Below are 14,449 nucleotides of genomic sequence, written 5' to 3'. Positions count from 1 at the left end.
TTGCTGTGAGTAAAAAAGTTCTGAGCTTTTATTATGGTGAAGAAGCTATAGTCTTTGAGCGGTTGGAAAAGCAAAAGCCAAGCCCTAAGGTAAGCATTAAAGTGGACTCAGACTGTAAGGTGCGAGTATATGCAGCCAAGGACGTTTCTGATAGTGATGTTATCCACGCCACCAAGAAGCGCGGTAAGTGGATTCATAGCAAGTTAAAGGAGTTTAAAGCACTTGATAAAGAACACAGCCCAAGAGAGTACGTGAGTGGAGAATCGCACTTCTACTTAGGTCGTAGGTATATGCTCAAGGTACATCAAGATAAAAACTATCAACCGAGAGTTAGGTTATTCAGAGGAACCTTAGAGGTCTTTTGCAAAGATAAGTCGCCTGAAAATGTGAAAGCACTAGTCGATAACTGGTACAAAGAAAAAGCCAAACAAGTGTTTGCAGAACAAATAAGCCGAGTAGTACAAAAAACACCGTGGGTCACCGAACCAACACCATTTACTGTTAGAGCCATGAAGAAACAGTGGGGAAGTTGTAGCCCCAAAGGTCGACTGCTACTCAATACCCACCTCGTCAAAGCATCCAAAGAGTGCATCGACTACGTTATTCTCCATGAACTCTGCCACTTAGTAGAGCACAACCACAGCAAACGGTTCTACAAGCTGATGGAGCAAGTGATGCCGAATTGGAAAATTAATAAAAAATCTTTGGATATGGCGTCTTTTTTGGGTACCTTGTAGAGTAGAGTGTGCAAGTTTGCTTAGAAAAGCAAACTCAGCAGGCCACTACTACTTTTCATATTTTCTTTATGTTGTGAGTAGTTTATTGCGAGATTTAATCTTTTCGCGGCGTGATTTATCATATCAATAACAAGAGAACATTATGATTCAGCGATTGGTTTTATTCTGTAGTTTCATTTTTAGTGCGCTAGTTTTTGCTCAGGCGTCTGCTGTGGCAGAGGAGGCTGTTAATCCGTGGCCAGAGGTTCGCAAGGAGCGGATCAATATGTTATTGCCTCGTGCGTTGGAGGCGGCGGATGTTGATGCGTGGGTGATTTTGTGTCGTGAGAACAATAATGATCCTTTAGCGGATCATGTTGGGTGTGAGAATGCTGGGGCGCCTGCGGCTTATGTGTTTTATCGTTTAAGCGATGAGAAAGGTGGCAGCGAGTTCCATTCGTTGGTGTTTTCGCCGTCGAGCGAGGCTACGGCGCTTGCTGAGTTAGAGATTCATGACAAGGTTGTGTCTGTACCGCGAGGTGAGTCTGCGTTAAAGCAGGCGGCTGAGTTTATTCAGGAGCATGATTTTCAGCGTATTGCAGTGAACTCATCGGTGAATAATGCGCAGGCAGACGGGTTGAGTTATACGCAGCGCTTGGCGCTAAAAGATGCTTTGGGAGATAAGTTTGCGCAACGTCTAGTGTCTTCAGAAGAGTTGGTATACGAGTGGTTAGCGATTAAGTTGCCGCAGGAAGTGGACATTATACGCGAGGCGGCTCGTTTGACTGCTGAGTGGCAAATCGAGGCATATAAACAGGTAGTTCCGGGCAAGACGACGGATGCTGATGTGGCGCGCTTTTTGAAAGCTAAGATGGAGGAGCATGGCGTGACCGACGCTTGGGCGCCGGATCAAAACCCGAACGTGAACTCTGGTCCCGATCGTGGGCACTCACACGCGACCGATAAAGTGATTATGCCGGGTGACGTGATTCAGACGGACTTTGGGATTAAGGTTCATGGTCGCTGGGTCAGCGATATTCAGCGTTTTGCCTATGTGCTGAAGCCGGGCGAAACAAAGCCTCCAGAGGATATTCAGCATTATTGGGAAAGTGCTCGCGCTGGTGGTCGTGCTGCTTTTGAAGCTATGAAACCAGGGGTTCGTGGGATCGATGTGGATGCGGCGCAAAGCGTATTAATGAAGCAGAATGGCTCTGAACACGTAATGTGGAGTACAGGGCATCCTGTGGGTTATGTGGCACATGACACTGGGCCTAACCTAGGTGGTTCACGTGGTGCGACAGTACGTCCAGCAGCGAAGAAGACATTGAAAGCGGGGATGGTGTTCGCCTTTGACGGCTTTCATGCGTGGAAGCGTGATGATGGAACCACTAAAACGATTTCAGTGGAGGAGATGGCGGTGATTACTGAAGATGGTGCTGAATACCTGATACCACCTCAAGAAGAGCTGATTCTAATTCCAAGTGAATAACGTTTTTTATCCTTTATCGTATCTGCAAAAAAAAGCCCGCGAACTGCGGGCTTTTTAGTGGTTGCTTGTTTGCCTACTTTTTAAGTTCTAGCTGATAGGCGTGGCGCATTTTTTCGGCTTTTGCGCTTTTGGGCTTATCCGGCCAGATCATGTCGATTGAGTTTGTGCCTTTTTGTAGTGCACCTTTGTCTACGAAGGCGTAGAAAGTGGTGTCTTGATGTGGCTCAAACTTGGTCAGTACGGCTTTGCCGTTGACGGTAATCGTCGGTGAGCTGGAGAGTGATAAGTTTACTGGGTTTTGGGTCACCACTTTTATCACGACTTGGTCCTGCTCTAGGCTTTTCAGCGAGCTTTTGCCGAAGATACTGGCTTGCTGTTTGCTGTTCAGCGTTACTATTTCAGCTGTTTTAACATCAATAGTATGTTTGCCTTGGGTTGCCATTTTGTTGTACTCGACGTTGCTACCAGCAGCGAAGCTAGTGGCACCTACTAAGCTTAGGGCAACCCCCGCGATTAAGCTTTTAGCGTGAGAATTCAATATCGTCCACATAGATTTCTCCTTGTGATGGATGGTTAAATTTGAATCGAATAAGGTCGATGTCAGTTAGGTCGACATTCGAGTTATTCACGATAAACGAGTGTAGTGGAATTCTGACCGTAGTCATGACGTTATGGTCGGTTCCTGGGCGATCATAAGGTACAGGTATTTGGTCGAAATTCGCGGCGTGTGTTGAGCGCTGGTTTGAGCCACTGACGAGTTCTACACGGAAGTCTTGTGTTCCTGATACTGGGTTTGAGCCTGCATTGGTCATGCCGACACGGAACGATAGGACTTCATAGCCTGAGACGTCTTGTTGTGCAGCTGGAATGGCGTATTCCATGGTTGCGGAGCTTGAGCCCCAGCCAACTTGTAGCGCTTGTGTGCTGTGAACCGATGGTCCGTTTACCGACGCCTTGCTGACTGCTGTGGAACTTGTGGTGTTGTCTGAACCATCTTCAACCTTTTGGTGAATTTTTTCATGGTGGAAATGGTAGTTGTTAACACCTGCGGTTGATGGGAAGGTTAGGTTCCCGCGCAACATATCTTGGTAAACCGATTCGCCTTTTAGGTGGATCAGGTTAAAGGCGGCTAAATAGGCTTCGCCAATACGCTGTTGCTGTGCAGCAGGTATAAACTGTGGTCTCGATGGCGAGGCATCATCGCCATGTGAAGCCCAAACCGTATTGAAGAAGTTATGGTTTGCACCATACAGATGGAAACCACTTTTTACGGTGTTATCGCTAATCGTACTGCCTGCGCGATCATAAATGCGCTGGCCCCGAATATCCGAAACATCACCGTCGGCAGCTGGTAACATTACAAAGTAAGGAACATCGCCTAATGTGTACAGTGGGTTGCCTGGGTCGTATTGATCCGTTGGCGCGATTGAAGACACGGCGACAATATTGAAGCCTGTGTTTTGCACGTAGGCCGAAACCGAGGCTTCACCACCACGCGAATGACCACTGACGGCAATTTTCGTCATGTCTACATGGTTGCTGAACAAACCTGTGCTTGGATCGGGATAACCGGGGAAGGTTGCTGCATCGTCCATGTGCGACCACAGCTCAATGTGACGTAAGATTAACTCACCGCGCTCAGGAATCCATTGAGGTACCCATCCGCTTAAATCAAAAGCGTCGATAGAGACTGCAATGACGCCATTACTGGCCAGGGTTTCGAGTAAGCGCATGTAACCTTCGTGGTTTGGAGTGCGCTGTCCGACTGGGCAGTTGACGTGATGAGGGTGCGCTACCGATACTTCACAGACCCGGTGGTTACCGTGCTGAATAAAGAAGATCGGGTGCTGGCCTGCGGCAACGGGAGTGTTGGTTCCAGCGACGGTCGCTGGGTAGCGAACGATTGCGCGTAAGTCGACGTCTGAAGCGCCGCCCATAGTGGCGAAGTAATCATCGAAGCTGTATTCGAACTCACCGATAGCGTAGCTGCCAAGATCATAGGGATCGTCTGCAACCACAAAGCCCACTTGTGTCGAGCCGTCTAAGAAGTCGGTGCTGCTGTCGTAGTTGTTGTCGGTGACAAAGTCTCCTGGATTCATGGCGACAGTTGAGCCAAAATCCACCACGACATCATATTCACCCTCGTTCAGTGGCGCGTGCCAGATGATGGTGTCAGTGCCGTTGATACAGCCCGATTTAACACGCATGATTTCAATGCCGCCAGACACATCCACTAAATTGGTTGAGCCACCCATGCCGGGATCCCACTGTGGCGTTGTTCTATGGTCAACCACGTAATAGGCTGCATAATTACCGCCAGCGTGACTCGGTTGTACGTAAGTCGGATCGACGGCACCCCAGACGTCATCGTTTTCATCGGCAAACGAATCGGCAAATTCAAAGTAGGGGAAACCGCTATTGAGTTTACGGCCTGCGATGTCCATCAATGGGCCACCCGGAGGGTAGTAAAGATATAGGACAAAAGCGGTATCTTGACCATAAGAAATACGGTCGCGGATATCCAACCGATCGTAATCTAGCTCACGATCTTCGCGCTGAACCACGATATCGTAAGCGCCACGACGCTGTAGCTCGCGATCCCAGCTGCGTACGGTAAAGCGGCCGTTGCTATCAGCTTCAACCCACTCAGCGGCTGCTGCGCTGAATTCGCCCGTAATATCATTAACTTGATCGCCAACTGTCCAGCGACGCTGGTTCGGCACTAGCGATACGCGAAGCTTTTCGCCTGGCTCGAAGTTTCTGCCTGAAATATACAGATCTTCTTTTTGGCTGTGCATACTGTTGTGTAGGCAGGCTTCTCCGTCAGAAGGGTAAACAGTAGGGTGTTTCGCTTTGACGATAGGAAGCTGCATGGTTTGAATCGGCTTGCTCACGCCCAGTTTCATTGGTGGTACGCGGCCCGACTCGTCGCGTTCAACTTCGTGCAAACTTACCGCCAAGCGACGTCCCGCTAAGCGTTCTTGTGCTTCGTCGAAACTGCGGAAGGCGTAAGGTTGTTCAAGTTCTTGTTTAGAGCGGTATGAGCAACCGATAACACCGCTGTGGTACCACAAAATGAAGTTAGGGATTTCACCGCGAGCGTTGGTGCTGACGCGGGCGAAACTGACCGCTTCTTCATAGTTTTCGACATATTCGGTATCGATACCGAGTCGAACTTCATAGATGCGGTTTTTCTCTAAACCTGAAGCGGCGAGGGTGAGTGAAGAACCTGTTTCTAGGTATTCTTGGACATTGCCGTTATCATCGACCGGCGCTAGGCCATCATATTGTCGATGGGGGTACTTTTCTGCGGCTTGTAGGCCACCAGCGAAAAGTGCCACGCATAAGGGCATTACCCACTTGCTATATAGTGACATCGTTAAAACTCCTTCTTAATGTTTTCCATGTTTTCCTTCCATGTGTTCTCTACATAGAAGTCAGACGTATACTCTTCAAAGCATAGGCCTTCGCTTTAGATTACTCCTTTGTGGATTTGGTGCTATAGGTAAATAAGGATATTTCTGTGCGAAAAATCTGCAAATACGATGCAAATTTGCAATTCGAGCAGATGTTCAAGCAAACAAATGAGTTATCGATGTTGCTCTAGCAGAGACAATTTGTCGGATACAGCAAAGTGTCGGATACCGATAGTGGGATCTTACGATTATAGTCAAGAGTATATTTCTTTATTGGTTATGTTTGCCTGCTCTTGGGCGAAACGTTTATCTTGGTTAGGAGATCGATTCAAGGTGATTAAAGCAGTTTTGCATTGATGTTCGAGCGCAACAGTATTTAGAGAATAAAAAAAGCCCGCGAATTGCGGGCTTTTGCGTCTAAAAGACATTATTTTTTGCGTTTTACGCGGAATGTCTTATTGAGGTCTTCGACCCCAAGGCGATAACCGCCAAAAATGTTCTTTTCGATAGTGATTTCAGGGTCTTCAATCATATGGTAAGCACTACGGTAATCAATAATTTCCCAAACTTGACCGTTTTCTAGCGTTACCGGAACGCCTTTTTCCCAAACTTTATAGAGGCCAATCGCGCGAGAACGGATTTTATCTACTTTCTCTTTTTCTTGGTATGGCTTATTTTTCAGCTGCTCTGAACCAAACTTTTCCTCAGCAGTAGGCTCAGGCGTTTCGGCCACAGTGGGTTCTGTCTCCTGAGGGGCTGGTTTAGCAGGTTTTGGTGTTTCTTGAGAGCGTTGTTCTTTTTGCTTTTTGAGGAAGTTGTCATAACACTCAAGACGCTTGTTATTATCAGTAATGGCAGCACAGTCTTCGGCTGTAGAAGCGGCTTGTAAATGTGAACTAATAATTAAAAGTGAGCTGAGTAACATTATGCGTTTAATAATCATACAATCTTCCAAACTTATCTTGATCTTGCTTGCTATCTTAACCTAATTTCATAATAATTGAACCGCTAAATTGAAGTTCTATCTAGGATTTTTTTGATAAAGAGTAGGGGGGTTGTGTGATAAAAGTTTTGCTAGTCGATGATCATGATTTAGTTCGTACGGGACTGAGTCGTCTTCTGTCAGATGCAGAAGGTATTGAAGTAGTCGGCGATGCAAAATCAGGTGAAGAAGCTATCACACAGCAAAAAGAACATCAGCCACACGTGGTGTTGATGGATGCTAATATGCCGGGAATTGGTGGCCTAGAAGCCACTCGCCGTATGTTGCGCTTTGATCCTGATCTCAAAGTTATCGCCCTCACGGTGCATGGTGACGAGCCTTATCCGAGCCAGTTTATTAGTGCTGGAGCCATGGGTTACTTAACTAAGGGCACCGACATTGAGGAAATGGTAAAAGCCATTCACTCGGTTAACCGCGGTAAGTTGTATTTGGCGGCTGAGGTCGCGCAGCAAATGGCGATCAGTCAGTTCAAAAATCACGATGATAATCCTTTTTCTAAGCTTTCTGAGCGTGAGATGCAGATCATGCTCATGATCACTCGCGGTGAGAAGGTTCAAAATATTTCAGACACTCTGCACCTTAGCCCAAAGACGGTTAACAGTTACCGCTACCGCTTGTTTGAGAAGTTGGGCGTTGAGAATGATGTTGGTTTGACCCACTTAGCATTACGCTATAAAGTCATCGAGTCTCAGTAACTCTTCACTGTATTCATGTCGGAAAAAGACTCCGCAAGCACTATAAAGCCTCAGATTAAACAAATACTGGCTCACCTCAGCAAAAAGCCTGGGGTGTATCAAATGTTGGATAAAGAGGGTGAGACGCTGTATGTCGGTAAAGCTAAAAATCTCAGCAATCGCGTCAAAAGCTACTTTACCAAGCAGCATCAATCGCCCAAGACAGAGCTACTAGTCACCTATATTGAAGACATCCATACGACGGTAACCGAAACGGAAACCGAAGCTCTATTACTCGAAAACAACCTTATTAAGAAGTATAAACCTCGGTTTAATGTGATTTTCCGCGACGATAAGTCGTACCCGTTTGTATTTCTTTCGTCTGGTGATTATCCTCGCTTGGCTTATCATCGAGGCGCAAAAAAAGAGAAAGGCGATTATTTTGGGCCATTCCCAAGTACCTCCGCGGTACGCCAAAGTTTATCGTTGATGCAGAAAGTATTCCAGATTCGGCAGTGTGAAGACAGTTATTTCGCTAACCGCTCCAGACCTTGCTTACAGTATCAGATCAAACGTTGTACCGCGCCTTGTGTGAACTATATATCGAAAGAAGACTACGCTAAAGACGTCGAGAATATTCGTCTGTTCTATCGCGGAAAGAGCGATCAGGTGATCAGTCGTTTACAAAAGAAGATGGACAAGGCGAGCGAAAACTTGGAGTTTGAGTTAGCCGCGCGTTACCGGGATCAGATCAAGCAGATGCGTCACGTCATGCAGCAGCAGGTCATTAGTGGTACCGCATCAGACTTGGATATGGTGGGTGTGGCTTATGCCTCTGGCACTTGCTGCATACTGTTGGTGTTTATTCGAAATGGCATGATTGTTGGCAATAAAACCTATTACCCCAAAGTTCCCAAGCACAGTGACTTAGATGAAATCATCAGCTCTTTCCTGACCTTCTATTACTTATCGGGCGCAGAAGTCCCGAAGCAGGTATTCCTTGAGAAAATGCCGGAAGATAGTAAGGCCATCAGCGAGGCTTTGTCACAGCATAAACAATCCAAAGTCAGTCTCAAGGTGGCGAGCCGAGGGCAGACGAAAGAGTGGCAAGAGTTTGCTAATAAGAACGCTCAGCACTCGTTAAGAGCAAAACTCAACAGCAAATCGAATTTCACAAAGCGTTTGTTGGAACTGCAAAAAGCCCTTCAGCTTGAGTCAATGCCAAAGCATGTGGAATGCTTTGATATTAGTCATACTCAAGGTAATCAAACCGTGGGTTCTTGCGTGGTATTTGACGAAAATGGCCCTAAAAAGTCAGATTATCGTATATTCAATATTTCTGGCGTTGAGCCGGGCGATGATTATGCCGCGATGGAGCAGGTGCTGACACGTCGATATAAGCGCTTAAAAGACGAAGAAAAGTCATTGCCGGACTTGGTGATTGTTGACGGTGGTAAAGGGCAACTGGCGAAGGCTGAAGATGTTTTTAATCAGCTTGATATTACGAATGTACCGTTAATTGGAGTGTCGAAAGGTTCGGATCGTAAAGTGGGCATGGAGCAGATATGGTTTCCTGGCCAACACCGCCCTTTGTTATTGGATGAAGATTCGAAAGCGTTGCACTTTATTCAGCATATTCGTGATGAATCACACCGTTTTGCGATCACCAAACACCGCCATCAGCGTAAGAAGTCTGGTACTAAGTCGCTACTCGAAGAAATTCCGGGCGTGGGTGCAAAACGCCGTCAGTCATTATTAAGACACTTTGGTGGTTGGCAGGAGATAGAGAAGGCTAGCGCTAAAGATATCGCTAAAGCTCCGGGTATTAGCTTGTCGATAGCGCAGAAAATCTACGATTATTTACACAGTTAGCAACATTTTTATAATTTCTTAGGGTACAATGATTGCCATCTAAAGAGCCTAAGAATAACCGTACTGGGAACTCTATGTGGAACATACCCAACATCATTACCTTTTTTAGAATTTTACTGATACCACTTTTTGTCATTTTCTTCTTTATAGATGGTGTGGCCGCACGCTGGATCACGCTAGCCATTTTCTGCACGGCCGCATGGACCGACTGGTTAGATGGCTTTCTGGCGCGGAAAATGAAGATTGAATCGCCTTTTGGCGCATTCCTTGATCCGGTCGCAGACAAACTGATGGTCGCTATCACCTTGATTTTACTAATAGGACGTGAAGGCTCTCCATGGCTAGCGATTCCAGGCATGATTATCATCGGTCGCGAGATTACCGTCTCGGCCTTGAGAGAGTGGATGGCTGAGTTGGGTAACAGAGCGGTAGTCGGTGTATCAGTTATTGGCAAAATTAAGACCATGTGCCAATTATTGGCGATTTTCTTGCTACTGATTGCTTCTCCAGCGATATTCGGGCTACCTAAAGTATTTGGCTATGTCTTTATGTGGGTTGCTGCATTATTAACCCTGTGGTCAATGCTGGTGTATCTCAAGGCGGCTTGGCCGTACTTGACAAGTGAGAAGAATGACGCATAATAACCCTCTCTTACGGATAGCACCTTGATTTTGGTCGAAAAAACGACACTTTGTTTAAGCCTTAATCAATCGTAAGAAAAGTGCAAAAAAAGTGATTTTTATTGTTGACACAAAATGAATTCACAGTAAAATGCACGCCATCAAAACGACGCGGGAATAGCTCAGCTGGTAGAGCACAACCTTGCCAAGGTTGGGGTCGCGAGTTCGAATCTCGTTTCCCGCTCCAAATTCTTAAAAACCTCGGTGCTAAATTAGTCCGAGGTTTTTTATATCAGAGAAGTCGGTTTTGGCTGAGTGGTAGAGTGGCTATACAGCGGATTGCAAATCCGTGGACGTCGGTTCGACTCCGGCCTCAGCCTCCATAATTTCTCTCTGATACAGTCATCTGCCCAGGTGGCGAAATTGGTAGACGCAAGGGACTTAAAATCCCTCGGTGGCGACACCGTGCCGGTTCGATTCCGGCCCTGGGCACCATTCTTTAATCTTCTTTAAAAAGACTCTAAAGAATCCTAAAGCCTTGCTTCTGCAAGGCTTTTTTCGTTGTAGGGCCTGTAATTACGTTTAGTGAGTTCTAAAAAGACGGAACCCCTCCAGTTCGTGCAGCTGTCCATAATTTTTACAAAAGCATGAAGGCCTGATGACGTTCTGATGAAATATCAGGGTTTTCCCTATAGTTTGAAATTCTTGCTCTGTGCTACTTTGCTTGGTATGAGAAAAGCTAATACGAATTCATCTAGATTATTAGCAATAGAGATTGAAGCTTTTCCATAAGTCACAAGGTAATGATGCGTCATTGTAAGCTTTGGCATGTTGGTTTACTACAAAAACATAATCAGGGCCAACACTAGCCTAATACAGCTGATGAACTTCATTACCTAGGTAGGTTTTCAAGTGAGAGTAGGAATCGTTTATGAAATTAAGATCATTTTTGCCCAGCGTTACTGCGGTAACTCTGGCTGTATCGATGAGTTATACAGCCACTTCACAAGCTGTGGTACAAAGCGGACCAAATGGTGAGCCGGTTAACACGGTTGATGCGACGGTCGGTGCGAAAGCGCTAGCCTTTACATTAATCACAGGCGATGTTGCGCATGCAACCGTGAATAATCGTGGCGAGATGCTAGGTGCTCGTTTGGCCAAGGCTGACGGCACAGAGGTTGTGTCGAGTACACTACAAGTTGGCCCGAATTTATACCTTATTCCAGCAGAAGCACAACCTTTAGTTGATGCTGGAAAATTGGATAAAGAGTTGTTCAATTTAACACGTTTGTACCAAAGTGGTTATGACGACGAGCGTGCCGAGCAACTTTCTGTCATCGTTGAATATGAAGACGGCGTTGCGCCTGTTCAACTTAGAAACTCTCGCATGACACACCGTTTTGATGTGATTGATAGTGCCACCATGTCGATTGATAAGGACGGTATTGGTGAATCATACAGTGACTTGACTAGTGACAATCGCATCAAGTCTGTATGGCTTGATAAGGTTTATCAGTCTATGGATGTCGGTTTACCTTCACCAACGGTTCCTTTAACGGGAGCGCTCTCTGCATATCAGGCGGGTTTTGATGGCACTGGCGTAACAGTCGCGGTGTTGGATACTGGTTATGACTTTGCTCACCCTGATTTGAATGGTCAAGTTATTGATGTTCAATCTTTTGTCTGGGGTTCTGAAGGTCAAGATTTGGATGGTCACGGCACACACGTAGCGGGCTCGATCGCTGGTACTGGTGTTGCTTCTGAAGGTATGTACACCGGTGTTGCACCAGGCGCAAAGCTACTGGTGGGTAAAGTATTAAACGACAATGGCTCTGGCTCAATGAGTGGTATTCTGCAGGGTATGATCTGGGCTGTAGAAAGTGGCGCTAACGTTGTGAACATGTCTCTCGGAGCCTCTGGTGGTTCTGATTGTGTTGGGCCTACTGTCGATATGTTAGAAGTATTGAGTGAGCAAGCGTTATTTGTGGTGGCCGCAGGCAATAGTTACGTTCGCCAAACCGTGTCCACTCCTGGGTGTTCACCAAAGGCTTTGACCGTTGGCGCTATTGACCGAAATGGTAATACCGCTGAATTTTCAAGTCGTGGTCCGTCGATAGATGGTAAAACTGCAAAGCCTGATATTGCATCTCAAGGCGTTGACGTAGTGTCTGCTTCTACGGGTGGTATCAGTGGTAATGAGTACCGTTTATTGTCAGGTACTTCAATGGCTACACCTCATGTTGCAGGTGGCGCAGCCGTGGTTCTACAGGCAAATCCTGAGCTATCACCAGCAGAGCTCAAGGCAATGTTAACATCCTCAGTATTTGATACTGATGCACCAATTATGGAGCAGGGTGCTGGTCCAATGGATGTTGCACGTGCCGTTTCGCAAAACATTATTGGTCAGCCTAATTTAAGCTTGGGTAATTTTTATAGCCCTTACGAATATGATGTTGTGGAAAAGCAGATAACGCTTAGCAATATTAGTGATAGCGATATCACCTTGCATCTAAAGTTGAAAATGATAGGCGATGACGGTGATACGAATGTTCCTGCTAAGTTGGTTAAACTGAACACCAGAAAAGTTGTGGTGCCAGCCCACGGAGAAGCTAATGTTCCTGTTACGGTAGATGCCTCTGCTGCGCTTCGTAATAGTGCATATGGAACGATTACAGGTCGTCTGGTGGGTACATCAAACCAAGGCGATAAAGTTACGGTTCCTGTATCGGTTTGGTTTGAAGAGCCGAAGTCTGAGTTAACCATTACAGCTTTTGACCGCTTTGGTAATCCAGCTGAGTCGCCATCAACCGTGACGTTGCTTAATCATGAAGACCAAGTTGTGAACCGCTTTGGCTACACTAACGGGGAAGTTCGCTTAAATGTGCCTTCTGGTCGTTTTAGCATCGTATCAAGCATCATGACGCGTGATGAGCCAACCAATCAAGGTTTGGTTGAGTCGGTATCGTTCATGGCAGACTTAGATCGTAAAATTGATGGCAGTACTGAGGTTGTGCTTGATGCTCGTAATGCCAGTGAGATCGAGTTTGAGGCTGGCAACCCGATTGATATGCAAGGTTTCAGTGGTGGTTTCACTTACGATATGAGTGCAAATGATAGGCTTAAAGCTGGAGCGTTCGATTACGCGCCAAAATATGTTGAGGCCGTTTATGGCTGGTCTCATGGTTACGATGAAAACTTCAATTTTGCTGTAACCACTCGCGCGACCACTCCGATGCCAGAGTTAGCGACCAGTAACGGTACTGCTATCGAATATTTGTCGCCAAGTTTAGCTCGGATGTTTAATGGCGAAGGCAGCCTTGAGGTTGTTTATGCTGGAGACGGAAGCTCGCAAGCGTTCAGTGAAGTGGATGTAGAGGGCAAAATTGCGCTAATCGACATTAGCACTTTGTTGGGCCAACAAGCTGTATATGCTAGGAATGCTGGTGTTGCCGGTTTGATTGCTAACTTCCCTAACTCGGTGGGCCGACATAACTCTAGCTCCAGTAGCTATGATTTCCCTATCATTACGGTTACTGCGGATGTGGGCGAAGTTCTAAAGCAAGAAATGTCAGAAGGACCACTGGAGTTGCATTGGTCAGGTACTGCACCTGAAAGCTCTCCATACGCTTACTCATTAGCGCATCAGTCGAGTGGCAAAATCAAAACTGGTAAAGTAAAAGTTGATGAAAGCGATTTAGCTTCTATCACTGCCCAGTATTTCTCACAGGGTGATGAGCGCATTATTTATGCTGACGTTTACGCTCACGTGCCAGGCGCATCAGGTTTCTATTCGACAGGTACTTCACAAACTATTTTGGCACCTATCGAGCGTGTTGAGTACTTCACGCCTGAGACATTGGGTTGGACCAACAAAGTTATGCCAATGCGTGTTAATGGTGGCGGTAGCTTTGATGGCCCAAGAGTGTTTAGTCGTGGACAATCCGAAGAAACTACTTGGTATAAAGGTCCGTTTGGTTCAAGCCAGTTGACGAATAATACTGTGCTGGCAAATCGTTTTAACAACGAGATGAAGTTCAGTATTCCACACTTTGGTGATGCTGCTGGTCATGATAGTGTTGCTGCAAGTGGATTACGTGACCGTATTCTTAGCCGTATTCATGTCAATGGTGAAAGAGTTTCACCACAAGCAAACGGTATGGTGGCGCTACCTGATGCTCCTGCGCTTGTGACCATTGACTCTGGTTTTACAAGAATGGCGGAAGTTGGGACGGCTAATCAGCGTATTGGTGTTGCCCATGTCACGACATGGAACTTCATGACTGACAGCTCTATGCAAGGTCCTCAACCTGTTATCGTACCGAGCATTGATATTCCTTTAGACATGGATAACACAGTAGCGGCGGGCGAGCCTATAACATTCTCAATTGAAGGTTTGGTTGATGGTCTTGGCAGTGTGCCGCTATCATCTGTACACGTTGAGTATGGGTACGGAACTCACCGCAATACAAATTGGCCACGTATCGAGTGGCAGTCAGTAGATGCTACTCAGTCTGGTGACAATTGGTCTGTAACGATTCCAAACGATTCAGAAGCAGGTCAGTATGTTCACTTGCGTGTAATTCTGTCGGATTACAATGGCTCAACAGTGGATCAAACAATGGTTCGAGCCTATTTACTTAAATAATACCGGTATTTTGA

9 protein-coding genes and 3 tRNA genes are annotated in these 14,449 nt (G+C 46.3%); 9 read left to right on the top strand and 3 right to left on the bottom strand.

Annotated elements, in window-relative coordinates; all coding sequences use genetic code 11:
• Nucleotides 1–5 precede the first annotated feature (5 nt).
• Together KFK88_RS11720 and KFK88_RS11715 are read left to right on the top strand one after the other, a co-directional pair.
• The gene (locus KFK88_RS11720; protein WP_223579955.1) at nt 6–737 is read left to right on the top strand and encodes a M48 family metallopeptidase; all 732 of its coding nucleotides are present in this window, start codon (nt 6–8) and stop codon (nt 735–737) included.
• Nucleotides 738–876: 139 nt separating this feature from the next.
• The gene (locus tag KFK88_RS11715; protein ID WP_396326659.1) at nt 877–2,205 is read left to right on the top strand and encodes a M24 family metallopeptidase; all 1,329 of its coding nucleotides are present in this window, start codon (nt 877–879) and stop codon (nt 2,203–2,205) included.
• A 73-nt stretch (nt 2,206–2,278) separates the two neighbouring features.
• Here the strand turns inward: KFK88_RS11715 and KFK88_RS11710 are convergent, their stop codons facing one another.
• The 3 genes from KFK88_RS11710 to KFK88_RS11700 form a co-directional block, all read right to left on the bottom strand.
• Nucleotides 2,279–2,755 carry a hypothetical protein gene (locus KFK88_RS11710; RefSeq protein ID WP_223579949.1) on the bottom strand — a complete coding sequence of 159 codons (477 nt, stop codon included), beginning with the start codon at nt 2,753–2,755 and terminating at the stop codon, nt 2,279–2,281.
• Complete coding sequence (locus KFK88_RS11705; protein ID WP_223579946.1) at nt 2,727–5,582, bottom strand: dienelactone hydrolase family protein; 2,856 nt, start codon at nt 5,580–5,582, stop codon at nt 2,727–2,729. The genes KFK88_RS11710 and KFK88_RS11705 overlap by 29 nt, the downstream gene beginning before the upstream one ends.
• 466 nt (nt 5,583–6,048) lie before the next feature.
• The gene (locus KFK88_RS11700) at nt 6,049–6,564 is read right to left on the bottom strand and encodes a type VI secretion protein (RefSeq protein ID WP_223579943.1); all 516 of its coding nucleotides are present in this window, start codon (nt 6,562–6,564) and stop codon (nt 6,049–6,051) included.
• Nucleotides 6,565–6,680: 116 nt separating this feature from the next.
• Here KFK88_RS11700 and uvrY point away from each other — a divergent pair, with 116 nt between their 5' ends.
• From uvrY to KFK88_RS11665, 7 genes are all read left to right on the top strand, one after another.
• Complete coding sequence (gene uvrY, locus KFK88_RS11695) at nt 6,681–7,319, top strand: UvrY/SirA/GacA family response regulator transcription factor (protein WP_223579941.1); 639 nt, start codon at nt 6,681–6,683, stop codon at nt 7,317–7,319.
• Between the two features lie 15 nt (nt 7,320–7,334).
• The gene (uvrC, locus tag KFK88_RS11690) at nt 7,335–9,170 is read left to right on the top strand and encodes an excinuclease ABC subunit UvrC (protein ID WP_223579938.1); all 1,836 of its coding nucleotides are present in this window, start codon (nt 7,335–7,337) and stop codon (nt 9,168–9,170) included.
• Between the two features lie 74 nt (nt 9,171–9,244).
• Nucleotides 9,245–9,811, top strand: coding sequence for a CDP-diacylglycerol--glycerol-3-phosphate 3-phosphatidyltransferase (gene pgsA / locus KFK88_RS11685; RefSeq protein WP_223579936.1), 567 nt, complete (start codon nt 9,245–9,247; stop codon nt 9,809–9,811).
• Between the two features lie 150 nt (nt 9,812–9,961).
• A tRNA-Gly gene (locus KFK88_RS11680) sits at nt 9,962–10,037 on the top strand.
• Nucleotides 10,038–10,099: 62 nt separating this feature from the next.
• Nucleotides 10,100–10,173 (top strand) — tRNA-Cys (locus tag KFK88_RS11675).
• Nucleotides 10,174–10,198: 25 nt separating this feature from the next.
• A tRNA-Leu gene (locus KFK88_RS11670) sits at nt 10,199–10,285 on the top strand.
• A 436-nt stretch (nt 10,286–10,721) separates the two neighbouring features.
• A complete protein-coding gene (locus KFK88_RS11665) occupies nt 10,722–14,435 on the top strand; it encodes a S8 family peptidase (RefSeq protein ID WP_223579933.1) in 3,714 nt (1,237 codons plus the stop codon).
• The last annotated feature ends 14 nt before the right edge of the window (nt 14,436–14,449 follow it).

The organism is Kangiella taiwanensis, from assembly GCF_020005165.1.
Taxonomy (GTDB): domain Bacteria; phylum Pseudomonadota; class Gammaproteobacteria; order Enterobacterales; family Kangiellaceae; genus Kangiella; species Kangiella taiwanensis.
The sequence above is the reverse complement of the archived record's forward strand: the minus strand, read 5'-3'. Positions and strand labels throughout refer to the sequence as shown.